This window comes from Embleya australiensis (assembly GCF_051903075.1).
In the GTDB taxonomy this organism is placed as follows: Bacteria; Actinomycetota; Actinomycetes; order Streptomycetales; family Streptomycetaceae; genus Embleya.
This window is the reverse complement of sequence record NZ_CP182422.1, coordinates 3438426-3459917: the sequence shown is the minus strand read 5'-3', so window position 1 is coordinate 3459917 and position 21492 is coordinate 3438426. Positions and strand designations below refer to the sequence as shown.

Here is a 21492-nt window from a genome sequence, read left to right as displayed (position 1 = left end):
ACTCGGGCTCGGTCACCCGCCCGACACCACGTTGTCGAACGCCTTCCTGGCCTCGGCGAAAAAGGCGGGCGCGGCATCGGGCCCGGCGCAGAACACCTGGATCGGCAGATGCACGGCGGTGGCCCCGGCGGCGATCACCTCGGCCGCGCCGGCCATCGTGCGGGCCAGGTCGAACCGGCCCGCGTCGTCCTTGACCAGCGGCAGCGGGCCCTGTACCCGCAGTGCGCCCGGGTCGCGGCCGGCGTCGGCGAGGGCGGTCCGGATCCGTGCCACGTCCCGGGCCATGTCGGCGGTGGACAGGCCCATGATCGGGATCCAGCCGTCGCCGCTGCGCACGATCCGCGCCAGGTTGCGGGTGTTCAACGTGCCGCCGATCCACAGCGGCACGCCCCCGGGTTGGACCGGCCGCGGCGCACAGTAGGCGTCGGTGAAGTTCACCGTCTCGGACACGAACGACGCGGGCAGGTTCGTCCACAGCTCCTTGCAGGCCGCGAGCGTGTCGGTGAGCAGTCGGCCGCGGTTGTCCCAGTCGATCCCGGCGGCGTCGTACTCCTCGCGCTGCCATCCCGTGGCCACGCCCAGCTCCAGCCGCCCGCCGGAGAGTTGGTCCAGCGTCGCGGCGGTCTTGGCGAGCAGGGTGGCGCCGCGCAGCGGGGCGACGAGGATGCCGGTGGCGAGGCGGACCCGCGAGGTGACGGCGGCGATCGCGGCGAGCAGGGTGAGCGGTTCGGGCCAGTCCGCCTCGGGCGGGGTGGGGAAGCGGCCCCAGGAGTAGTTCTGCGTGTTCGGGCCCATCACCACGTGGTCCACCAGCACGATGCGGTCGATCCCCGCGTCGTCGGCCGCGCGACCGACGTCGGTGAAACCGCGCCAGTCGCCGGCCGGCCAGCTGCCGAAGTTGGGCAGGCCGATGGAAAGTTGCACGTCAGTGCTCATCCGGATGCTCCGTCTAATCGGGGTCGGTGTCCGTGCCGGGGTCGGTGTCGGGGCCGGGGTCGGAGGCGAGGGGGCCACCGGGGCCCGGGGCCGGACCCGGGCCGAGACCGGGTTCCGCGATCGGGCGGGGTGGTCGGACCGGCCGCGGCGGGTGCGTCGGTCGGGTCGGTACGGGTGCCGGCGTCGGCGTCGGCGGGGCGTACGGGTCGCGGCCCGCGAGCGCCGCGTCGATCACCGCGTCGCCGAGCGCGGCCCTGGCGTACTTCTCGAAGGAGGGTGCGCTGCGCAGCTCGTTGCCGCCGTCCACGGCCAGGCTCTGCCCGGTGGTCCAGGACGACTCGGGGCCGGCGAGGTGGCGGACCGCCTCGGCGATGTCCTCGGGCAACCCGGTGCGGCCCAGCGGCTTGTTGGCCAGGAAGCGGGCGATCATCTCCTCGTCCGCGAAGATCCGCGCGTCCTCGCGCGAGCGCACCAGCCCGGGGCGGACCGCGTTGACCCGGACGCCGGCCGCGCCCAACTCGTCGGCGGCGGCCCGAACCAGGGCCTCCAGGCCCGCCTTCCCGGCCGCGTAGCCGCTCAGGAACGGCATGGTCAGCCGGGCCGCGGTGGAGGACACGCAGACGATCGCGCCGCCACCGCGCGCGGCGATCACCGGTGCCGCGTACTTGATCGCCAGGAACGCGCTGTGCGTGTTGCGGTGCAGGTCGGCCAGGAACGCGTCGTCGTCCATGGTCAGGATCGGCGCGGTGCTCCCGCCGCCCACCGTGGCCACGCACACCGCGAGCGCGGGACCCGCCGCGCGGACCGCCTCGCGGACGCCGTCGGTGGTGCAGGCGTCGACCGCGACGTGCCGCACCTCGGTACCGGCCGGCGCCCCCGCGCGCAGCCGTTCGGCGGTGGCGGCGAGCGCGTCGGCCCCGCGGGCGGCGAGCGTCACCGAGCAGCCGTCCGCCAGCAGGCGGGCCGCACAGGCGGCGCCGATACCGCCGCTGCCACCGGTGACCAGGGCCATCCGGCCGGCCAGGATCGCGGGCATGGGCGGGCTCCTCCAAGGGCGACCAAGGGGACTGACGATCTGTCAGCTCGCGGCAGACGTTACACCTCGAATCATTCGAGTTGTAACGAAGTTCGGCTAGAGTGTGGCCATGACCACGCCGGAGGGCGAGCCGCCCGGACTGACCGCACTGCTCTACGCGGCCACCGCCCGTCTCGACGCGCACTTCGCGGCCTGCGCGGGAGCGATCGGGCTGACCGCGTCCCAGGCCAACGCGGTGCACGAACTCGCCGAACCGCTGGGCATGCGCGAGCTGGGCCGCCGGATGTGCTGCGAGCCGCCGAACGTGACGTTCGTGGTCGACCGGCTGGTCGAGCGCGGCCTGGTCGAGCGCTGGCCGCACCCGAAGGACCGCCGGGCGAAGCTGATCGCGCTCACCCCGGAAGGCGCCGAACTGCGCGCCCGCCTGTTCGCCGGCCTCGCCGTGGACCCGCCGCTGTCCGGGCTGCCGGCCGCCGACCGACGGGCCCTGCGGGTCCTGCTCGCCCGGGCCCTGAACGACGACTGAGCGGCGACCGGGCGCCGACCCTGGTTCTCCTCGACCCCGGCCACTAATCTGACGCGCCATCAGACAGTGCGGTGTCGCCCACCCCGGTGGCGCCGGGGACAGGAGTACGGCATGGCTGTGTTCGCGCTGCGTTTCGACTTCCGGAATCCGGCCTTCGCCGGGACGACCATGGGGGAGCGCTACGCCGCGGCACTCGACATGGTCGAGTGGGCCGACGAGCGCGGATTCTTCATGGTCACGCTGTCCGAGCACCACGGTTTCGCCGACGGATACCTGCCCGCCCCGCTCCAGTTCGCCGCCGCGATCACCGCGCGCAGCCGGAACATGGGCGTCACCATCGCCGCGATCCCCGCGCCGCTGCACGACCCGCTGCACCTGGCCGAGGAGTTGGCGGTGCTCGACCTGCTCAGCCAGGGCCGGGTGAACGTGGTGCTCACCAACGGCTACGTGGACACCGAGTTCGCGATGTACGACGTGCCGATGCGCGAGCGGGTCAAGCGCACCGTGGAGACCGTCGAGACGTTGCGCAAGGCGTGGACGGGGGAGGAGTTCGAGTTCCGCGGCCGGACCGTGCGGGTGACCCCCGCGCCGTTCCAGAAGGGCGGTCCGCCGATCATCCTCGGCGGCAGTGTCGAGGCCGCCGCCCGCCGGGCCGCGCGGATCGCCGACGGGTTCATGCCGTCCAACCCGGACATCTGGGAGTTCTACCGGGACGAGAAGGTCAGCCTCGGCGAGGAGGACCCGGGCCCGTACTTCGGCGGCGACACCGGGTTCTTCCACCTCTCGAACGACCCCGACCGGGACTGGGACCGGATCGCGCCGCACGCGCTGCACGAGGTCAACGCCTACGGCGAGACGATGGCCAGGGCGGGCACCGCCGGGGTGGGCGGCTACGCGAGCGTCACCGACGCCGACGCGCTGCGGGCGGGCGGGCAGTACCGGGTGATCACTCCGGAGACCCTGGTGGCCGAGCTGAAGGCCCAGGGCGACGCGGCGTTCGCGATCCTGCACCCGATGATGGGCGGCATCCCGCCGGAGCTGGCCTGGGAGAGCCTGCGCCTGTTCGAGAACGAGGTACTGCCGAACCTGTAGCGAGCGCCGGTCGGCGGGCGGCCCACCCCGGGCCGCCCGTCGCCGGTCAGCGGTGCGGCGCGCCCGCCACGAAGTCCTTCGTGTGGTCCCACCACGTGCGCCGGTCGGGCGGGAACCGGCGCAGCGAGCGGGCCAGCTTGGTGTCCGCGTGTGGCGAGGTCCGCCCCGGGCCCTCCTTGTAGCGCCAACGTGCCCACGGCGACTCGGGCTTGGCGATCCGTATCGCCGACACCATCGCCACGAACGGGACGAACACGCCGATCAGACCGGTGGCCACCTTCCCCTTGGCCAGCGCGCACAACGCGAAGGCCAGGTTGAACACCACGATCACCGCGGCCACCGGTTTGCTGTCGCCGTCGCCCAGGCCGAGCGGGTTGGCCCCGACGAACAGCAGCACGCCCATCGCGGCGGTGATCAGTACGGCGTCCACCGACTTGCGCCCGTCCGCGGCCCAGTACACGTCGTCCAGGTGTACGAGCAGCGCGAACTCGTCCAGGGTGAGTGCGGCGCCCATCCCGAACAACCCGGCGAGTACCTGCCGCAGCGCGCCGCCCGGTTCGTAGGAGAACTCGAGCGCGCCCGCGATCAGCATCAGGAAGATTCCGTAGACCTGGTGGTGCACATGCACCTTGCCCACCACCATGTTCCGGAACGGGCCCTTGCCCGCCCGGATCAGCCGGGTGATCAGCCTGGTCACCGCGAAGGTGAAGATGAACGCGACGAGCATCCAGCCGACGCCGTGGGGCCCGGCCTCGGTGTCGCCCGCCAGCCGAGCGGTGGTCGAGATCCAGCCCTGGTCGTGCACAGCCCGTCCCTGCTCGTGATTTCCGTGTGAGGAGGATTGTCCATGATCGAATGGACCGCATGGCGCCATCGCCGCTCCCGCACGATGGCGACCGGATCGAATCGAGGTTAGGACGCGCATGGCCCTCCCCACGACTTCCACCGAGGTGACCTTCCCGGCCGGTGCCACCACCGGCGAGGCGCCGATCCTGGCGGCGCCCGTGCTGCCGGACGGGCGCACCGCCCTGGTGGTCGGGCGTACGCCGTTCCATCCGCTCGACCACACCTGGCCGGACCAGCCCGCGGACACGGGGGTGATCCGGGTGGCGGGCGCGGAACTGCCGGTGGTGGACTGCCTGACCGGCGGGGTCGGCCCGGACGGGACGTTCGCGGTCGGCGAGGAGATTCCGGTGCGGCGCGGCGACGAGGACTGGGCCTGGTTGGCGCTGCACGTGGTGGACCCGGGCCCGGGCGACCCGGCCGACCTGGTCGGCGCCGCGGCCGAACTCGTGGTCGACGCCGAGCGTCGGGCCGCCCTGAGCGCCGCGCACACCGCGTGCCACCTGCTGGCGTTCGCGCTGAACGCGGTGCTCGCGCCGCGCTGGCGCAAGGAGGTGCGCACCGACAGCCTCGGCCGCCCGGACTTCGACAACCTGGCGATCACCCGGTCCCGGCTGACCGAGGCGGGCAGCCGGGACGACTACCGGATCGGCAAGTCGCTGCGGAAGAAGGGCTTCACCGCGGACACGCTGGCCGAGGACCTGCCCGGGATCCGCGACGAGGTGGAGGCGCTGCTCGGCGAGTGGCTGAAGACCGACGCCGGGGTCCGGATCGAGGTGCCCGCTCCGGCGCTGACCGCGCGTCGGGTGTGGCACTGCGGGCTGCCCGACGGCGACGCGCACGTCCCGTGCGGTGGCTCGCACCTGGCCCGACTCGGCGAACTGCGCTCGTTGGCGGTCGAGTTGACCCTGGAGGAGGACGGCGCGCTGGTGGCGTCGACCCGGCCCGAGCGGGTCTGAGTCGCGATTCGACGCGGGTCCCCGGGAACCGGTCCCCCGGTGCGGACGTTACCTTCGGAAGGAAATCTCTTTGCCTAACCATGACCTGGTCGGGGGGCTTCCGCTGTCCGCCATCGCCCGCTCCGGGAGGCACGCGCCGTGCAAACCATCGCCCTGGGTCCCTCGTTCCTGGACCCCGACAAGCTGATCTCCACGTTCGGCCTGATCGGCATCCTGGTGATCGTCTTCGCCGAGTCGGGCCTGCTGATCGGCTTCTTCCTCCCGGGCGATTCGCTGCTGTTCACCACCGGCCTGCTGGTCTCCGACGGCAAGTTCTCGCAGCCGCTGTGGCTGGTGTGCCTGCTCCTGTGGACCGCGGCGGTGGTCGGCGACCAGGTCGGCTTCCTGTTCGGCCGCAAGGTGGGGCCGTCGCTGTTCAATCGGCCGAACTCGCGCTTCTTCAAGCGGGAGAACGTGGAGAAGGCGCACGAGTTCTTCGACAGGTACGGCCCGCGCTCGATCGTGCTGGCGCGGTTCGTCCCGATCGTGCGCACCTTCACCCCGATCGTCGCGGGTGTGGCCCGGATGAAGTACCGCACCTTCGTCGGCTACAACATCGTCGGCGGCTTCCTGTGGGCGTGCGGGGTCACCGTGCTCGGCTACTCGCTGGGCCAGGTCGACTTCGTTCGCGAGAACATCGAGCTGATCCTGATCGCCATCGTGCTGATCTCGGTGATACCGGTGGCGATCGAACTCCTGCGCGCCCGCTCGACGTCGCGTACGCGGGCCGCGGCCGAGCCGACCGCGTCGGCCGAGCCGGTGGAGCCGGCCGCCGGTCGGGGCCGGCACCGGGCGGGCGACGACCGGCGGGACGCGTAGGACGGTTGTCGCCACTGGGCCATACGGGTGTCGGCCGCCAATAGAGTGCACGCCATGCGTGCTCAACTTCTGGCCCGGGCGACCCTGCCGTCCCTGTGGAGTCTCGACCGCATCCCGGGGGCGGCGGCCTGGCTCGCCCACGGCGTGGACGGTTCCCTCGTCGTGCTCGACGACTCGTTGGCGGTGGTCCGCGAGATCCGGCTGCCCGGGGACTGGAAGGGGGGCCACTCGGTCACCCCCGACCTGGCCCGCTTCGTCGCCTCGACACCCGATCGAGTGGTCGTGCTCGACGCCGACGGCACCGAGGTGTGGTCCCATCCGCACGTGCCCTGGCAGGCCGAGGAGGCCGGGTCGAGCGCGGTCACCGCGGCCGGGATCTGGGCGGTGGTCCGCACCGCCGAGGGCGACCGGTGCGTGCTGCTCGACGCCGCGGACGGCGCGCCGCGCGTGATCCGGCCGGTGGCCCCCGCCACCATCGGCTCCGAGTTGATCCCGCACCCCGACGGCGTACATCTGGGCCTGGCCGCGTCGCACGCCGACGACGCGTACCGGATCTTCGTCCTCGCCTCGGCCGGTTCGGAGGAGGTCGCCGAGGTGCCGCCGGGGGAGAGCCGGGTACTCACCGACATCCACGCCTCGGGGCTGATGATGCTGACCACGCCGATCGAGGCCGGTCCGCTGTCCCTGGTGCGCTTCCCGGACGGCGCGGTGATAGCGGCCCGACCGAGCGAGCAGGTCTTCCCCGACCCGGACGAGGTCTTCGACATCTACGCCGGCTTCCTGCGCCGCGACCTCGTGCTCGCGGCCTCCTCGGGCGAGCGGCACGTGCTGTTCTCGGTGCCGGACCTGCGTGCCGTCGCGGAGATCGAGTACCCCGAGGACGCGCCGCGCGAATGGCTCGTGGTGCGCTCCGACGGCATCTGGCTGACGGCCGACGCGGAGTCGGGGACGGTCTGCGCGTGGACGCTGGAGTCGGTCGGCTGACCCGACGTGCGTGGCCGATCGGGCGGCCGATCGGCCACGGATGTGACGCGAGTGCGTACCGGTGTTCGAGTCGATTCCTGAGCAATAAGCCCATTAGCGGGAAATATGTCGCTTGTGGTGCGGCTGTGACTACGGGTGGCTAGCGTGAGGAGACCTGCCCGGAATCGGAATCTCCGGTTCCCCTCGGTGCCCGCCGCTTGGAGGGAGACCGCATGCCTCGCCGATTGTTCATCCGCACCGCCGTCCCTGCCGGACTCGCCGCCGTCCTCGTCCTCACGCTCACGCCCGGAGCGCTCGCCGACGATCCCGGCGGCGCCGGCTACCCCGGTGCCGACCAGGTGCGCCGGGCCCACGACGCGGTCACCGGCAAGGTCGACGACATCGGCCGGATCGAGGCCGAACTCGATCGCGAGGCGAGCGACCTGGCCCGGCTCGACATCCGCGCCGACGCCGCCGTCGAGGAGTACAACGGCGCCGTGGTGCTGCGGCAGCAGGCCCAGGACCGGGCCGCCGCCGCCGACGTGTACCTGCGCACCGCCGACGCCCGCCTGACCCGGGCCCGGGACGAACTCGGCCGACTGGCCGCGCAGACCTACCGGATGGGCGGCGGCGCGGGGCTCGGCGTCTTCCAGGCGATGCTCGGCGCCGATTCGCCCGGCGACCTGGTCTCCCGGATGGAGAGCCTGCGGCGGATCTCCCAGGACAGCGACGACACCCTCCGGCGCGGCACCGCCGCCGTGCACGACGCCGCGGTCGCCAAGACCGACGCCGAACACAGCGCGGAGGCGGCCGGCCGGGCGACCGAGGCGGTGCGCGCGGCCAAGGACCGGGTCGAGGCCGAACTCGCCGCTCAGCAGGGCCGGGTCCACGAGATCACCGCCCGACACACCACGCTGCTGGCCGAGTTGGCCACGCTGAAGCAGACCTCGATCGACCTGGAGACGCAGCGCCGCGACGGTCAGGCCGCCGAGGCGCAACGACGCGCCGAGGAGGAGGCCCGGGCCCGGGCCGAGGCCGACGCGGCCGGCGAACAGGCGCGCCAGGAGAAGGAGGAGGCCGACCGCCGGGCGGAGCAGGCACGCCCGGCCGAGGCGGCCCGCGAGCAAGAGGCGGTGCGCGAGCAGGAGGCGGCCCGTCCCGCGAAGCCGAGCACCGCCGCCAAGCCCGCCGAGCCGGCCGCGAAGCCCGCGAAGCCCGCCAAGCCCGCCGACAAGCCCGCCAAGCGGGTCGACCCCGTGGCCGCGAGCAAGCCCGACCGCTCCGGCGACAAGGCCGCGGCCGCCCCCGCCGGCGCGACCGCCGCGGTCGCCTACGCGAAGGCCCAACTCGGCAAGCCCTACGTCTGGGGCGGCGAGGGCCCGAGCGGCTTCGACTGCTCCGGCCTGGTCATGCAGGCCTGGCGCCGGGCGGGCGTGAAGTTGGCCCACTTCGCCGCCACCCAGTACTTCGAGAGCACGCCCGTGTCGTACAAGAACCTGCGCCCGGGCGACTTGGTCTTCTGGACCGAGACCAAGAGCGCCTCCGACATCCACCACGTCGCGATGTACCTGGGCGGCGGCAAGATGATCCACGCGCCGCGCACCGGCGACGTGGTCAAGATCAGCAACCTGTTCTACATGGGCACCCCGGACTACTACGCCCGCCCGTCCTGACCACACGCGCGGACCACCCACACGAAACACGGGCGCGATACACGGGCGCCACAAGCACGGACGCCGATCGGCGGCAGCACCCCGAGGGGTGGCTGCCGCCGATCGGCGTTCGTCCGGATCGGGCTACCGGGTCAGTGGTGACCCTGCTCGGTGAGCCGCTTGCGCGAGGCCTCGACCTCGGCCTCGGCGTCGTCGCGGCCGACCCAGTTCGCACCCTCGACCGACTTGCCCGGCTCCAGGTCCTTGTAGACCTCGAAGAAGTGCTGGATCTCCAGGCGGTCGAACTCCGAGACGTGGTGGATGTCACGCAGGTGCTCCACGCGCGGGTCCGTCGCCGGAACGCACAGGACCTTGTCGTCGCCGCCGGCCTCGTCCGTCATCCGGAACATGCCGATGGCGCGGCAGCGCACCTGGACGCCCGGGAAGGTCGGCTCGTCCAGCAGCACCAGCGCGTCCAGCGGGTCACCGTCCTCACCGAGGGTGTCCTCGATGAAGCCGTAGTCCGCCGGGTAGCGCGTCGAGGTGAACAACATGCGGTCGAGCCGGATGCGACCGGTCTCGTGGTCCACCTCGTACTTGTTGCGCGATCCCCGGGGGATCTCGATGGTGACGTCGAACTCCAAGGCTCCTCCATGTGCTGCGCCGGGACCGTTGCCGGGACCGTTAGGGTCGTTCTGTCCGCGAGGCCGAACCCGGCACAGGTCCCGGACAGAACCTGATCTGCACTCAGTGTCTCGCATGGCCGGTGGTCCGGCGGAAGGGGATGGTCTCGCGTGCCCGGCATGAGGAGCAAAGCGATCGCCGCGGCGTTGGCGGCCGTGCTGCTGGCCGTGCTCGTGACCCTCGTCCACGGATCGTGGAAGGGCGAGCGCCTGAGCGCCCGGGCCGACGACGGCACCCGTCGGGTCGCCGCGACGGCCGTGCCGCCCGTGCTCGTTCCGGTGTCCGGGGACCCGGCCGGAGCGACCCCGACCGAGGCCGGCATCCGGGCCGTGCTCGAACCGCTGGGCCGCACGACCGCGCTCGGCGCGCCGCCCGCGGTCGCCGTCGTCGACGCGCTGACCGGACGCCTGTTGTACGGCGCCAACCAGGACCGCGCGGCGACGCCCGCGTCCACCACCAAGATCACCACGGCGGTGGCCGCGCTCACCGCGCCCGGCCCCGACCACCGGATCACCACCCGCGTGGTGCCCGGTCCCACGCCCGGCACGATCGTCCTGGTCGGCGGCGGGGATCCCACGCTGACCGCGCTCGACGGCCGGCAGTACAACGGCTACCAGCCCGCCCGCCTCTCCGACCTGGCTGCCGCGACCGCGGTGGCGCTCAAGGCGAGCGGGACCACGCAGGTCAAGCTCCAGTACGACACCTCGCTCTACACCGGCCCCGCGCTGCACGCGATCGGTGTCAACGAGAACATCGCGCCCGTGGTGTCGCTGATGGTCGACGAGGGCCGGGTGGACCCGACCGTGGTCGGCAAGGAGAGCAACCGGGTGCCGTCCCCGGGCGTCGACGCGGCGAAGAAGTTCGCCGCGATGCTCAAGACCGCGGGCGTCACGGTCGACGGCGCGCCGACCCCCGGCACCGCGCCCGGCGGCGGCGCGCCCGAACTCGCCTCCGTACAGTCCCCGCCGCTGTCCGCGATCGTCGAGCAGATGCTCACCGTCAGCGACAACGACCTGGCCGAGGCGCTGCTGCGGCAGGTCGCGATCGCCAAGGGGCAGCCCGCGAGCTTCCAGGGCGGCACCGCCGCGGCCCGGCAGGTCCTGGAGGGCCTGGGGGTGACCTACGGCGCCTCCAACCTCAAGGACGGCAGCGGCCTGGACAAGGAGAACCGACTCACCCCGCAGACCCTCGTGCAGACCCTCTCGACCGCCGCGTCCGGCGCCCACCCCGAACTGCGCCGGGCGCTGACCGGACTGCCGATCGCGGGCTTCACCGGCACGCTGACCGACCGGTACGGGCCGAACAGCGGCGCCGCCGACGCGGCCGGCGTGGTCCGGGCCAAGACCGGCTCGCTGACCGGGGTCAGCACGCTGTCCGGCCTGGTACGCGACCGGGACGGCCGACTCCTCGCCTTCGCGATACTGGCCGACCGGTTCACCGGCGACCCCGATCCGGCCCGCGCCGCGATCGACCGGATGGCCGCGGCGCTGGCCGACTGCGGCTGCGGCACCGCCGGCTGACCCGCCTCCGTCCCGCCGGCACGCCGGTCCATCGGCCGGCAAAACCGGAACCCGATCCGAACGCGGACCCCCGATCCTCTTTCGGGGCCGCTTCGAGCACGTAACGTGGCCGTATGACGAGCGGCAACGGTGCGGACATGATCGATTGGGACCTGGCCGTGGCGACGGCGAACCGGCTCGTGCGGCCGGGCCCCGACGTCGGGCGGGACGAGGCACGGGCCGTGGTCGCGGAATTGCGCGCACACGCCAAGACGTCCGAGGAGCACGTACGGGCCTTCACCGGACTCGACGCCGGCGACAACGACACCCCGGTCCTGGTGGTGGACCGACCCGGCTGGGCCCGCGCCAACGTGCAGGGCTTCCGGCATGTGCTGCGCCCGCTCCTGGACAAGGTGGAGGAGCGCCGCGAGACGATGCCCGGCGGCGCCGCCCTGGGCGCGGTCGGCGGCAAGGTGACCGGCCTGGAACTGGGCACCCTGCTCGCGTTCCTGTCCTCGCGCGTGCTCGGCCAGTACGAGACCTTCGCCCCGCAGACCCCGGGCGCGACCGGGCGCGGCCCCGGCCGACTGCTCCTGGTCGCCCCGAACATCGTCCAGGTCGAGCGCGAACTGGGTGTGGATCCGCACGACTTCCGGCTGTGGGTGTGCCTGCACGAGGAGACCCACCGCACCCAGTTCACCGCCGTACCGTGGCTGCGCGACCACCTGGAACAGGAGATCCACGGGTTCCTCGGCCAGACCGAGGTGGATCCGTCCGCCGTGCTCGGCCGGCTGCGCGAGGCGGTCTCCGCGTTCGCCGGCGCGCGCCGCGCCGGGGGCACCGGCGAGGGCGAGGGTGACGGCCCCTCGCTGGTCGAACTGGTCCAGACGCCCGAGCAGCGCGAGATCCTGGGCCGGATCACCGCGGTGATGTCGCTCCTGGAGGGGCACGCCGACTTCGTGATGGACGGGGTCGGACCGCAGGTCATCCCCACCGTCACGGAGATCCGGGAGAAGTTCGCCGAGCGCCGCGCGCAGGGCACCGGACGGTTCGACCTGGCACTGCGCAAACTGCTCGGGATGGACGCGAAGCTGCGCCAGTACCGCGACGGCGAGCGGTTCGTGCGCGAGGTCGTCGGCCGGGTCGGCATGGAGGGCTTCAACCGGGTGTGGACGTCGCCGAACACCCTGCCCACCAAGGCCGAGGTGGCCGACCCGGGCTCCTGGGTGGACCGGGTGCACGGCCGGGCGGGCACGGCCGACGCGGCGGGAGCCGAGGGACCGACCGACGCCGAGTGATCCTGGCGCCCGCCCGGACGGTCCCGGCGGTCGAACGCGGCCGGCCGGGACCGGGTCCGGGCGGCCCGCCGGGCGCCGTCCGGCCGATCACCGGCGCGCCCGCGTCCTCATCCGGGCGACATCCGGCGGTGTCTGCGGCCCGAGCCGCTTCGGGTGACGTAGCGTGGGCAAACCAATTCTCTTCGGCACATCTCGCGGAGGCCGCGACCTCCGCTGACCGGCCGAACCGGACGTGCAAGGAGGTGTCGTCGAGCCGTGGGACCCCATCCCGCCGTGGCCGCCACCAGGCTGGCCGTCCGCAATACCCTGCGCGACCTGCAACCGGATGCTCTCGTCCTGGTCGCGTGCAGTGGTGGCGCGGACTCGTTGGCGCTCGCAGCGGCCACCGCGTTCGAGGCCCCGCGCGCGGGGCTGCGGGCCGGTGCCATCACCGTCGACCACGGCCTACAGGCGGGCTCGACCCGTCGCGCCGTGGACCTGGTCGCCCGGCTGGGCGAGCTGGGCCTGACACCGGTCGAGGCGCTCGGCGTCACGGTCGGCACCCGCGGCGGCCCCGAGGGCGCCGCGCGCCTGGCCCGTTACACCGCCCTGGACACCGCCGCCCGCACCCACGGCGCCGCGCTCGTGCTGCTCGGACACACCCTGGAGGACCAGGCCGAGACCGTCCTGCTCGGGCTGGCCCGGGGCTCCGGCGCCCGATCCCTCGCGGGCATGCCGCCGCTGACCGGCCACTACCAGCGCCCGTTCCTGGACCTGGGCCGCGACATCACCCGTCAGGCCTGCGTCGCGCAGGACCTGCTGCCCTGGGAGGACCCGCACAACGCCGACCCCGCCTACACCCGGGCGCGGGTGCGGCACGAGGTGCTGCCGGTCCTGGAGAAGGCGCTCGGCCCCGGCGTGTCCGAGGCGCTGGCCCGCACCGCGCGGCTGTTCCGCGACGACGCGGAGGCGCTGGACCAGTGGGCGGACCGGGCCCAGGCCGACGTCACCCACGACGACGGCGAGCTGGAGGTCGCCGGCCTGGCCGAACTGCCCGCCGCGGTGCGCCGCCGGGTGCTGCGCCGCACCGCGGTCGTCGCGGGCAGCCCGTCCGGCGCGTTGTTCGCGCGCCACGTGGAGGCGGTGGAGAAACTGGTCATCTCGTGGCACGGCCAGGGCCCCATCCACCTGCCCGGGGGCGTCGAGATACGCAGACGGTGTGGCAGGCTTCTCTTTCACCGGCCGGCTCAATCCTGACCGGTGCTCGCGGGGCTCTGTCGACAACTTCGTAGTAAGGCATGTGGTGGACGAGAAGGACATGGGCGCCGACCTCGAAAGGGTCCTCGTCACGCAGGAGGAGATCGAGGCGAAGCTCGTCGAGCTCGCCGAACGGATCGACGAGGACTACCGGGGCCAGGACCTGCTCCTCGTGGGCGTGCTCAAGGGCGCCGTCATGGTGATGGCCGACCTCGCCCGGGCGGTGCACTCGCCGGTCAAGATGGACTGGATGGCGGTGTCCTCCTACGGCTCCGGCACCAAGTCCTCCGGCGTCGTGCGCATCCTCAAGGACCTCGACGCGGACATCGCCGGTCGGCACGTCCTGGTCGTCGAGGACATCATCGACTCGGGTCTGACCCTGTCGTGGATGCTCGCCAACCTCACCTCGCGTGGCCCCGCCTCGCTGGAGGTGTGCGCGTTCTTCCGCAAGCCGGAGGCGGCCAAGGTCGACATCCCGGTCAAGTACGTGGGCTTCGACATCCCCAACGAGTTCGTGGTCGGCTACGGCCTCGACTACGCCGAGCGCTACCGCAATCTGCCGTTCGTGGGCACACTGGCCGAGCACGTATACGGCGGTTCGAAGCCGACCTGACCCGCTCGGGCACTCGGATCACGCCTTCGGGTCGGCGCGATCGACATCCGGTTGCAGCATCCGGGAACAAGGGGAACGTTTCCCCTCGTTGGAGGGTGCGTCGGGGGTCGATCCACGAAGGCGCGCATCGCGAGTGAACGCGCGGCGCGTTGGCGTGCGGACGCCCGGTGTACCGTCTAACGCAACGACATCCGATCAGCACGGGCGACCGTGCCGGGCGATACCGGACAGGCAACGTACCCGGGGGCCATGAGGCGCCCGGGTCAAAAGTCGGCAGGAGGGACGGGGCGTCTGCTGCCCCGCATCGATGGACGTCAAGCGCTATTTCCGCGGGCCGGTCATGTGGATCGCGCTGGCCGTCATTGCTGTGATCCTCCTGATGCAGCTCGTCTCCTCTTCGAGCGGCTTCAAGGGTGTCGACACCGGCAAGGCGATCCAGGCGATCCAGAACGACCAGGTCAAGTCAGCCAAGCTCATCGGCGGCAACGATCAGTCACTCGAGCTCACCCTGATCCCCGGGGCGAAGGTCGACAAGCACAACAAGATCAAGACCTCCTACATCGACGAGCAGGGCGTGGAGATCCAGCGCCTGCTCCAGTCGAAGTACGAGCAGGGCAAGATCCAGGACTCGTACACGGTCAAGCTCAGCAAGCAGAGCACGATCGTCAGCATCCTGTTCTCCCTGCTGCCGTTCGTGCTCATCGTCGTGGTCTTCCTGTTCCTGATGAATCAGATGCAGGGCGGCGGCTCCCGAGTGATGAACTTCGGGAAGTCCAAGGCCAAGCTGATCTCCAAGGACACACCGAAGACGACCTTCGCCGACGTGGCGGGTGCCGACGAGGCGGTCGAGGAACTGCACGAGATCAAGGAGTTCCTCCAGGAGCCCGCCAAGTTCCAGGCGGTCGGCGCGAAGATCCCCAAGGGTGTGCTGCTCTACGGCCCGCCCGGAACCGGCAAGACCCTGCTCGCCCGCGCGGTCGCGGGTGAGGCGGGCGTGCCGTTCTACTCGATCTCCGGTTCCGACTTCGTCGAGATGTTCGTCGGTGTCGGCGCCTCCCGGGTGCGCGACCTCTTCGAGCAGGCCAAGGCCAACGCGCCGGCGATCGTCTTCGTCGACGAGATCGACGCGGTCGGTCGACACCGCGGCGCGGGCATGGGCGGCGGCCACGACGAACGCGAGCAGACGCTCAACCAGCTGCTCGTCGAGATGGACGGCTTCGACGTCAAGGGCGGCGTGATCCTGATCGCCGCGACCAACCGGCCCGACATCCTGGACCCCGCGCTGCTGCGCCCGGGCCGCTTCGACCGGCAGATCGCGGTCGACCGCCCCGACATGCAGGGCCGCTGGGACATCCTCAAGGTGCACGCCAAGGGCAAGCCGGTCACCGACGACATCGACCTCAAGGCCGTCGCCCGGCGCACCCCCGGCTTCACGGGTGCCGACCTGGCGAACGTGCTCAACGAGGCGGCGCTGCTCACCGCCCGCTCCGACGCCAAGCTGATCGACGCGTTGGCGATGGACGAGGCGATCGACCGCGTCGTGGCCGGGCCGCAAAAGCGCACCCGGATCATGAGCGACAAGGAAAAGAAGATCACCGCGTACCACGAGGGCGGTCACGCCCTGGTGGCCCACGCACTGCCGAACACCGACCCGGTGCACAAGATCACCATCCTGTCCCGGGGTCGGGCGCTCGGCTACACCATGGTCCTGCCGGAAGAGGACAAGTACTCCACGACCCGCAACGAGATGCTCGACCAGCTCGCCTACATGCTGGGTGGGCGCGCGGCGGAGGAACTGGTCTTCCACGACCCGACCACCGGCGCCTCGGACGACATCGAGAAGGCCACCGGCCTGGCCCGCTCGATGGTGACCCAGTACGGCATGACCGAACGGCTGGGCGCGATCAAGTTCGGCAACGACGGTGCCGAGCCCTTCCTGGGTCGTGAAATGGGTCACCAGCGCGACTACTCCGAAGAGGTCGCGGCTATCGTCGACGAAGAGGTCAAGCGGTTCATCGAGACCGCCCACAACGAAGCGTGGGAGATCCTCGTCGAGAACCGCGACGTGCTGGACAACCTGGTGCTGGAGCTGTTGGAGAAGGAGACCCTGGACAAGGCCCAGGTCGCCGAGATCTTCGCACCGGTCACCAAGCGTCCGGCCCGCCCGGCATGGACCGGCTCCAGTCGGCGTCAGCCGTCCAGCCGGCCCCCCGTGATGACGCCCCGCGAGCTCACGCTCTCCGGCGGCGGCAGCGACAATGGGATTCTCAACGGCGGCGCGACCTCTGCGACGGGCACCACGACGGGGTCCGGTGGGGCGGTAGCGCACCCCGAGCCGCCGTCCGATTCTCCGGAGAACTGAACGTGACGATCGACCCGGTCACCTTCGACGGCCGTCCCGCCGTGGGTGAGTTCGACCAGGATCGCGCCGAGCGCGCGGTTCGGGAGCTGCTGCTCGCGGTCGGGGAGAACCCCGACCGCGAGGGCCTCAAGGACACCCCGGCGCGGGTGGCCAGGTCGTACCGGGAGATCTTCGCGGGACTCCGGCAGGAGCCGGAGGACGTGCTCACCACGACCTTCGACCTCGGCCACGACGAGCTGGTCCTGGTCAAGGACATCGAGGTCTACAGCACCTGCGAGCACCACCTCGTCACCTTCCACGGTGTCGCCCACGTGGGCTACATCCCGTCGGAGGACGGCCAGATCACCGGCCTGTCCAAGCTGGCCCGCCTGGTCGACGTCTACGCCAAGCGGCCGCAGGTGCAGGAGCGGCTGACCACGCAGATCGCCGACGCTCTGGTGAACATCCTGCGCCCGCGCGGGGTGATCGTGGTGGTCGAGTGCGAGCACCTGTGCATGACCATGCGCGGCATACGCAAGCCGGGTGCGCGCACGCTCACCTCGGCCGTACGCGGCCAGTTGTTGAACGCCGCCACCCGCGCCGAGGCGATGAGCCTGATCCTGAGCCGGTAGCGACCCGAGGACACCCGGTCGCGAGCCGACGAGGTGCCGATAACAAGTCGCGACGCAGTAGTCGGGGGTTGACCGGGCAGTGCCCGGTCAACCCCTACTCTGTTCCCCATGACAGCGACGACCGGCCCGCGCCATCGGGCTCCCGACCGCCCGCCGAGGGTGCGCGGCCTGCCCGAGTTCGGCCGGTGCGCGGTCATGGGTGTGGTCAATGTGACCCCCGATTCGTTCTCCGACGGCGGTCTCTGGTTCGACGCGAAGGCCGCGATCACGCGTGGGCTCACGCTGATCGAACAGGGGGCCGACCTGATCGACGTGGGCGGCGAGTCGACCCGCCCGGGGGCCGGTCGGGTGGACGCCGACGAGGAACTGCGGCGGGTCGTGCCGGTGGTGCGCGAGTTGGCCGCGGCCGGCGCGGTGGTCAGCGTGGACACCACCCGGGTCGAGGTGGCGAGCGCGGCGGTGGCGGCCGGCGCCCGGCTGGTCAACGACGTCAGCGGCGGGCTCGCGGATCCGGCGATGGCCGCCTACGTGGCCGAGAGCGAAGTGCCCGTCGTGGTCATGCACTGGCGCGGCCACTCGCGCGGGATGCAGGAGCGGGCGGTCTACTCCGACGTGGTTGCCGAGGTGCGCGCCGAACTCGCGGAGCGGATGGACAAGGTGGTCTCCGCCGGGGTCCACCCCGACGCGATCGTGCTCGACCCCGGCCTGGGCTTCGCCAAGACGGCCGAACACAACTGGCCACTGCTCGCCCACCTGGACGCGCTGCACGACCTCGGTCGTCCGCTGCTGGTGGCCGCGTCCCGCAAGACCTTCCTGGGCCGGCTGCTCGCCGCCGAGGACGGCACACTGCGCCCGCCCCGCGGGCGCGACGACGCGACGGCCGCGGTCTCCGCGCTGGCCGCCGCCGCGGGCGCGTGGGCCGTCCGTGTGCACGAGGTGCCCGCTTCGCTCGACGCGGTCAAGGTGGCGGCTGCCTGGCAGGAGGCCCGATGAACCCGATCGACGACCAGACGTCGCCCGAGGCGGACGCGGTACGCGAGGTCAACCTCGCGCTGTGGACGGCCGTCGAGGAGGGCGACATCGACGCCCTCGGCGCGATCTGGGCCGACGGCCCCGACGCGCCGAGCGTGACCTGTGTGCATCCGGGCTGGCCCGCGCTGCACGGACGCGCGGAGATCCTGCGCTCCTACGCGCTGATCATGGCCAATACCGCGTACGTGCAGTTCTTCCTGACCGACGTCGAGGTCAAGCTGGCCGGCGAGGTCGCGGTGCTGTCCTGCACGGCCAACATGCTGACCGGGATGGCCGAGGAGGACGGCGGCGACGAGACGGGTTTCGCCGGGGGCCGCGCGGTGGTCACCAACGTCTTCCGGCGCACCCCCGCGGGCTGGCGGTTGTGGCTGCACCACGCGTCCCCGGTGATGGCGGAGGTCGACGCCGAAGAGGAGATCTGACCGATCCCGACCGCTTCGAGGTGTCGTTCGGGTGCGTTCGAGGCACCCGGACGACGGAGCCTGTCGGGATCGCTGGGTACATTCGTACCGCACAGAGGTGGTCCGGCCGTCGGCGCGACCGCCCCTCGACCGGAAGGGCGACCGACCGTTCGGGGTGCGCAGTGATGGGATACGCGCCGAGGAGGCGACTGATGCTGGACCGCGTCTCGCTGCGGGGGCTGAAGGCCCGCGGCAACCATGGAGTGTTCGCGAAGGAACGCGAAGAGGGCCAGACGTTCGTCGTCGACGTCGTGCTCGGGGTGGACACCCGGCCGGCCGCGCAGGCCGACGACCTCACCCTCACGGTTCACTACGGCGAGGTCGCCGAGGACGTGGTCGGCGTGGTCCAGGGCGACGCGGTGGACCTGATCGAGACGCTGGCCCAGCGGATCGCCGACGTGTGCCTGGCCCGGCCGCTGGTGCAGGAGGTGGAAGTGATCGTGCACAAGCCCGACGCCCCGATCACCGTCCCGTTCGACGACGTGACCGTGACCATCGTGCGGGGGCGCGACCGATGACCGACACCTCCGCCGCCCGGACCCCGCGCGAGCCGGCCCCGGAGCACCCCGCCGAGACCACCGCGCAGCGCGCGCAGCTGTCCTGGAGCCGGGTCGTGCTCGCGCTCGGCAGCAACCTGGGCAACCGGCTCGAAACCCTGCAGGGCGCGATCGACGAGATCGCCGACACCCCCGGGGTGACCCTGCTGCGGGTGTCCCCGGTCTACGAGACCGACCCGGTGGGCGGCCCCGAGCAGGGCACCTACTTCAACGCGGTGGTCGAGGTGCGCACGCTGCTCACCCCGGATCTGATCCTGGAGCGCGCCAACTCGATCGAGGAGGCGTTCCAGCGGGTCCGGGTCGAGCGCTGGGGACCGCGTACGCTCGACGTGGACGTGATCTGGTTCGAGCACGTGACGCAGGACGACCCGCGGCTGACCCTGCCGCATCCGCGCGCGCACGAGCGTTCGTTCGTGCTCGCGCCCTGGCACGACATCGACCCCGAGGCGGAACTGCCGGGCCACGGCCCGATCGCCGACCTGCTCGCGCGGGTGGGCCCGGCCGGCGTGCACCGCCGTGACGATCTGGAGCTGACCGCAGACCGATGAAGCCCACGCGCCCGCTCGTCCTGCTCGCCCTCGCGCTGGGGGCGGGCGGCATAGCGTATGCCGGAATCGACCTGTGGGACTCGCGCGGGACACCGCCCGTGGTCCCGATCCTGGCGCCCATCGTGCTGCTGTGCCTGGCCGCGGTCGCGCTGGCCACCGCGTTGTCCCTGCGCTCGCGGCTGAAGGCACAGCGCGAGCGACGCCCGAACGCGCGCGCGGTGGACCCGCTGGTCGCCGCGCGCGCGGTGGTCTTCGCCAAGGCGGGCTCGCTCGTCGGCGCCCTGGTGGTGGGGCTGTACGGCGGCTACGCGCTCTACCTCTCGCACTTCCTGGAGGTCACCGAGCGCTCCGCACAGGCCCAGCGGTGCGCGTTCGCCGTGGGCGCGGGCGTGCTCCTGGTCGGCGGGTGCCTGTTCCTGGAGCGCATACTGCGCGTGCCCGAGGATCCCGAGGACAAGTGAACCGGGGGCCGGTCCCCACCATCCGGTAGGCGGTCCGGGCTGCCGGCCGGCTCATCCCTCGATGGTGTCCAGGACGACCTCGGCCGGCGGGATGTCCCGCTCCTCGGCGCCGATCGACCGCCGCAGCGCCTCGTGCAGCCGCGCCGGGGTCAGCACCCCCACGAACCGATCGCCGTCCACCACCGCGATCCAGCCGGCGTCGTGCTGCAACATCTCGCCGAACGCCTGCTTGAGCGAGGCGTGCACGGGCACCCACGCCTCCATCCGCCGGGCCCGGTCGCGCACCGTGCCGGTGGCCACCCGGTCGTCCACCCAGCCGTGCAGATCGCCCGCGTCGTCGAGCACCACCGCCCAGCGCGAGCCGGCCGCGCGCAGCTTCGCCAGCGCCTCCGGCATCGGGTCGTCCAGGCGCACGATCGGCGGCAGTTCGAGGTCGTCGGGGGTGATCTCGGTCACCGACAGCCGCTTGAGCCCGCGGTCGGCGCCGACGAAATCGGCGACGTAGTCGTTGGCGGGCGCGCCGAGCACGCTGGAGGGCGTGTCGAACTGCTCGATGCGACCGCCCATCGAGAACACCGCCATACGATCACCGAGCCGCACCGCCTCCTCGATGTCGTGGGTGACGAACAGGATCGTCTTGCGCAACTCCTGCTGCAGGCGCAGGAACTCGGTCTGCAGGTGCTCGCGCACCACCGGGTCCACCGCGCCGAACGGCTCGTCCATCAGCAGCACCGGCGGGTCGGCCGCGAGCGCGCGGGCCACGCCGACCCGCTGGCGCTGACCGCCGGAGAGCTGGTGCGGGTAGCGGTCGCCGAGTTTCGCCGGGTCCAGGCCGACCAGTTCCAGGAGTTCGACGCCGCGTGCCTTGGCCTTCCTCCGGTCCCAGCCCAGCAGGCTCGGCACGGTGACGGTGTTCTCCAGCACGGTGCGGTGCGGGAACAGGCCGCCGGACTGGATCACGTAGCCCATCCGTCGGCGCAGCTTGACCGGATCGGCCCGGGTGATGTCCTCGTCGTCCAGGAAGATCCGCCCGGACGTGGGCTCGATCAGCCGGTTGACCATCTTCATCGTGGTGGTCTTGCCGCAGCCGGACGGGCCGACCAGGGTGACCAGCTCGCCCGTGGCGACGTCCAGGGACAGGTCCGCCACCGCGTCGGTGCCGTCGGGGTACCGCTTGGTGACGCGGTCCAGCCGGATCATGGAGGCCCTCCGGGGCATGGCAGGCGGTCGTGGCAGGTGTCCGGAGACCCGAGTGCTTCCCGACC

General features: G+C 72.1%; 22 protein-coding genes. 17 read left to right on the top strand and 5 right to left on the bottom strand.

Going from position 1 to position 21492, the window contains the following annotated elements:
- Window positions 1–12 precede the first annotated feature (12 nt).
- Together ACMXN5_RS14690 and ACMXN5_RS14685 are read right to left on the bottom strand one after the other, a co-directional pair.
- Window positions 13–936, bottom strand: coding sequence for a TIGR03619 family F420-dependent LLM class oxidoreductase (locus ACMXN5_RS14690; protein WP_439675632.1), 924 nt, complete (start codon window positions 934–936; stop codon window positions 13–15).
- Window positions 937–949: 13 nt separating this feature from the next.
- On the bottom strand, window positions 950–1972 hold the full coding sequence (locus ACMXN5_RS14685; protein ID WP_439675631.1) for an SDR family NAD(P)-dependent oxidoreductase: 1023 nt from the start codon (window positions 1970–1972) through the stop codon (window positions 950–952).
- 109 nt (window positions 1973–2081) lie between these two features.
- Between ACMXN5_RS14685 and ACMXN5_RS14680 the strand changes: the two genes are divergently transcribed.
- Together ACMXN5_RS14680 and ACMXN5_RS14675 are read left to right on the top strand one after the other, a co-directional pair.
- Window positions 2082–2498, top strand: a complete 417-nt coding sequence (locus tag ACMXN5_RS14680) for a MarR family winged helix-turn-helix transcriptional regulator (RefSeq protein ID WP_439675630.1) — start codon at window positions 2082–2084, stop codon at window positions 2496–2498.
- Between the two features lie 111 nt (window positions 2499–2609).
- Window positions 2610–3590: an LLM class flavin-dependent oxidoreductase gene (locus ACMXN5_RS14675; protein WP_439675629.1), complete on the top strand. Its 981-nt coding sequence runs from the start codon at window positions 2610–2612 to the stop codon at window positions 3588–3590.
- 46 nt (window positions 3591–3636) lie between these two features.
- Here the strand turns inward: ACMXN5_RS14675 and ACMXN5_RS14670 are convergent, their stop codons facing one another.
- Window positions 3637–4395 (bottom strand): hypothetical protein, encoded by a 759-nt coding sequence (locus ACMXN5_RS14670; protein ID WP_439675628.1) that lies wholly within the window; start codon window positions 4393–4395, stop codon window positions 3637–3639.
- A 118-nt stretch (window positions 4396–4513) separates the two neighbouring features.
- On the opposite strand from ACMXN5_RS14670, the gene ACMXN5_RS14665 reads away from it, so the two are divergent.
- From ACMXN5_RS14665 to ACMXN5_RS14650, 4 genes are all read left to right on the top strand, one after another.
- Window positions 4514–5392, top strand: coding sequence for a metal-dependent hydrolase (locus ACMXN5_RS14665; protein ID WP_439675627.1), 879 nt, complete (start codon window positions 4514–4516; stop codon window positions 5390–5392).
- 138 nt (window positions 5393–5530) lie between these two features.
- Entirely contained in the window at window positions 5531–6250 is a 720-nt protein-coding gene (locus ACMXN5_RS14660; protein WP_439675626.1) for a DedA family protein, read from the top strand.
- Window positions 6251–6304: 54 nt separating this feature from the next.
- A complete protein-coding gene (locus tag ACMXN5_RS14655) occupies window positions 6305–7234 on the top strand; it encodes a hypothetical protein (RefSeq protein WP_439675625.1) in 930 nt (309 codons plus the stop codon).
- A gap of 212 nt (window positions 7235–7446) precedes the next feature.
- Window positions 7447–8886 carry a C40 family peptidase gene (locus tag ACMXN5_RS14650; RefSeq protein WP_439675624.1) on the top strand — a complete coding sequence of 480 codons (1440 nt, stop codon included), beginning with the start codon at window positions 7447–7449 and terminating at the stop codon, window positions 8884–8886.
- Window positions 8887–9017: 131 nt separating this feature from the next.
- On the opposite strand, the gene ACMXN5_RS14645 is transcribed toward ACMXN5_RS14650, so the two are convergent.
- Complete coding sequence (locus tag ACMXN5_RS14645) at window positions 9018–9509, bottom strand: inorganic diphosphatase (protein ID WP_078976554.1); 492 nt, start codon at window positions 9507–9509, stop codon at window positions 9018–9020.
- 159 nt (window positions 9510–9668) lie between these two features.
- On the opposite strand from ACMXN5_RS14645, the gene dacB reads away from it, so the two are divergent.
- The 11 genes from dacB to ACMXN5_RS14590 all read left to right on the top strand — a co-directional run bounded on the left by dacB (window position 9669) and on the right by ACMXN5_RS14590 (window position 20227).
- Window positions 9669–11069 carry a D-alanyl-D-alanine carboxypeptidase/D-alanyl-D-alanine endopeptidase gene (gene dacB, locus ACMXN5_RS14640; RefSeq protein ID WP_439675623.1) on the top strand — a complete coding sequence of 467 codons (1401 nt, stop codon included), beginning with the start codon at window positions 9669–9671 and terminating at the stop codon, window positions 11067–11069.
- Window positions 11070–11182: 113 nt separating this feature from the next.
- Window positions 11183–12346, top strand: a complete 1164-nt coding sequence (locus ACMXN5_RS14635) for a zinc-dependent metalloprotease (protein ID WP_439675622.1) — start codon at window positions 11183–11185, stop codon at window positions 12344–12346.
- 255 nt (window positions 12347–12601) lie between these two features.
- A complete protein-coding gene (gene tilS, locus ACMXN5_RS14630; protein ID WP_439675621.1) occupies window positions 12602–13582 on the top strand; it encodes a tRNA lysidine(34) synthetase TilS in 981 nt (326 codons plus the stop codon).
- Window positions 13583–13628: 46 nt separating this feature from the next.
- On the top strand, window positions 13629–14195 hold the full coding sequence (gene hpt / locus ACMXN5_RS14625; RefSeq protein ID WP_078979398.1) for a hypoxanthine phosphoribosyltransferase: 567 nt from the start codon (window positions 13629–13631) through the stop codon (window positions 14193–14195).
- Between the two features lie 307 nt (window positions 14196–14502).
- Window positions 14503–16557 carry an ATP-dependent zinc metalloprotease FtsH gene (gene ftsH / locus ACMXN5_RS14620; RefSeq protein WP_439675620.1) on the top strand — a complete coding sequence of 685 codons (2055 nt, stop codon included), beginning with the start codon at window positions 14503–14505 and terminating at the stop codon, window positions 16555–16557.
- A 2-nt stretch (window positions 16558–16559) separates the two neighbouring features.
- Window positions 16560–17168 carry a GTP cyclohydrolase I FolE gene (gene folE, locus ACMXN5_RS14615; RefSeq protein WP_078976559.1) on the top strand — a complete coding sequence of 203 codons (609 nt, stop codon included), beginning with the start codon at window positions 16560–16562 and terminating at the stop codon, window positions 17166–17168.
- A 108-nt stretch (window positions 17169–17276) separates the two neighbouring features.
- Window positions 17277–18161 (top strand): dihydropteroate synthase, encoded by an 885-nt coding sequence (gene folP / locus ACMXN5_RS14610; RefSeq protein WP_395793784.1) that lies wholly within the window; start codon window positions 17277–17279, stop codon window positions 18159–18161.
- Complete coding sequence (locus tag ACMXN5_RS14605) at window positions 18158–18622, top strand: nuclear transport factor 2 family protein (RefSeq protein ID WP_395793786.1); 465 nt, start codon at window positions 18158–18160, stop codon at window positions 18620–18622. The genes folP and ACMXN5_RS14605 overlap by 4 nt, the downstream gene beginning before the upstream one ends.
- A gap of 194 nt (window positions 18623–18816) precedes the next feature.
- On the top strand, window positions 18817–19179 hold the full coding sequence (gene folB / locus ACMXN5_RS14600) for a dihydroneopterin aldolase (protein ID WP_078979399.1): 363 nt from the start codon (window positions 18817–18819) through the stop codon (window positions 19177–19179).
- Window positions 19176–19766, top strand: a complete 591-nt coding sequence (gene folK, locus ACMXN5_RS14595) for a 2-amino-4-hydroxy-6-hydroxymethyldihydropteridine diphosphokinase (RefSeq protein ID WP_439675619.1) — start codon at window positions 19176–19178, stop codon at window positions 19764–19766. Before folB ends, folK begins: the two co-directional genes overlap by 4 nt.
- Window positions 19763–20227 carry a DUF3180 domain-containing protein gene (locus ACMXN5_RS14590; RefSeq protein WP_078976563.1) on the top strand — a complete coding sequence of 155 codons (465 nt, stop codon included), beginning with the start codon at window positions 19763–19765 and terminating at the stop codon, window positions 20225–20227. Before folK ends, ACMXN5_RS14590 begins: the two co-directional genes overlap by 4 nt.
- Before the next feature lie 51 nt (window positions 20228–20278).
- Here the strand turns inward: ACMXN5_RS14590 and ACMXN5_RS14585 are convergent, their stop codons facing one another.
- A complete protein-coding gene (locus ACMXN5_RS14585) occupies window positions 20279–21427 on the bottom strand; it encodes an ABC transporter ATP-binding protein (protein WP_439675618.1) in 1149 nt (382 codons plus the stop codon).
- Window positions 21428–21492 lie beyond the last annotated feature (65 nt).

Bases quoted from the DNA above. Each gene is read 5' to 3' on its own strand.
- ACMXN5_RS14680 (WP_439675630.1), top strand. From the start codon at position 2,082: ATGACCACGCCGGAGGGCGAGCCGCCCGGACTGACCGCACTGCTCTAC.
- ACMXN5_RS14585 (WP_439675618.1), bottom strand. From the start codon at position 21,427: ATGATCCGGCTGGACCGCGTCACCAAGCGGTACCCCGACGGCACCGAC.
- dacB (WP_439675623.1), top strand. From the start codon at position 9,669: ATGAGGAGCAAAGCGATCGCCGCGGCGTTGGCGGCCGTGCTGCTGGCC.
- ACMXN5_RS14690 (WP_439675632.1), bottom strand. From the start codon at position 936: ATGAGCACTGACGTGCAACTTTCCATCGGCCTGCCCAACTTCGGCAGC.
- ACMXN5_RS14665 (WP_439675627.1), top strand. From the start codon at position 4,514: ATGGCCCTCCCCACGACTTCCACCGAGGTGACCTTCCCGGCCGGTGCC.
- folP (WP_395793784.1), top strand. From the start codon at position 17,277: ATGACAGCGACGACCGGCCCGCGCCATCGGGCTCCCGACCGCCCGCCG.
- ACMXN5_RS14685 (WP_439675631.1), bottom strand. From the start codon at position 1,972: ATGCCCGCGATCCTGGCCGGCCGGATGGCCCTGGTCACCGGTGGCAGC.
- ACMXN5_RS14655 (WP_439675625.1), top strand. From the start codon at position 6,305: ATGCGTGCTCAACTTCTGGCCCGGGCGACCCTGCCGTCCCTGTGGAGT.
- ftsH (WP_439675620.1), top strand. From the start codon at position 14,503: ATGGACGTCAAGCGCTATTTCCGCGGGCCGGTCATGTGGATCGCGCTG.
- ACMXN5_RS14675 (WP_439675629.1), top strand. From the start codon at position 2,610: ATGGCTGTGTTCGCGCTGCGTTTCGACTTCCGGAATCCGGCCTTCGCC.
- ACMXN5_RS14590 (WP_078976563.1), top strand. From the start codon at position 19,763: ATGAAGCCCACGCGCCCGCTCGTCCTGCTCGCCCTCGCGCTGGGGGCG.
- ACMXN5_RS14650 (WP_439675624.1), top strand. From the start codon at position 7,447: ATGCCTCGCCGATTGTTCATCCGCACCGCCGTCCCTGCCGGACTCGCC.
- folK (WP_439675619.1), top strand. From the start codon at position 19,176: ATGACCGACACCTCCGCCGCCCGGACCCCGCGCGAGCCGGCCCCGGAG.
- ACMXN5_RS14635 (WP_439675622.1), top strand. From the start codon at position 11,183: ATGACGAGCGGCAACGGTGCGGACATGATCGATTGGGACCTGGCCGTG.
- ACMXN5_RS14605 (WP_395793786.1), top strand. From the start codon at position 18,158: ATGAACCCGATCGACGACCAGACGTCGCCCGAGGCGGACGCGGTACGC.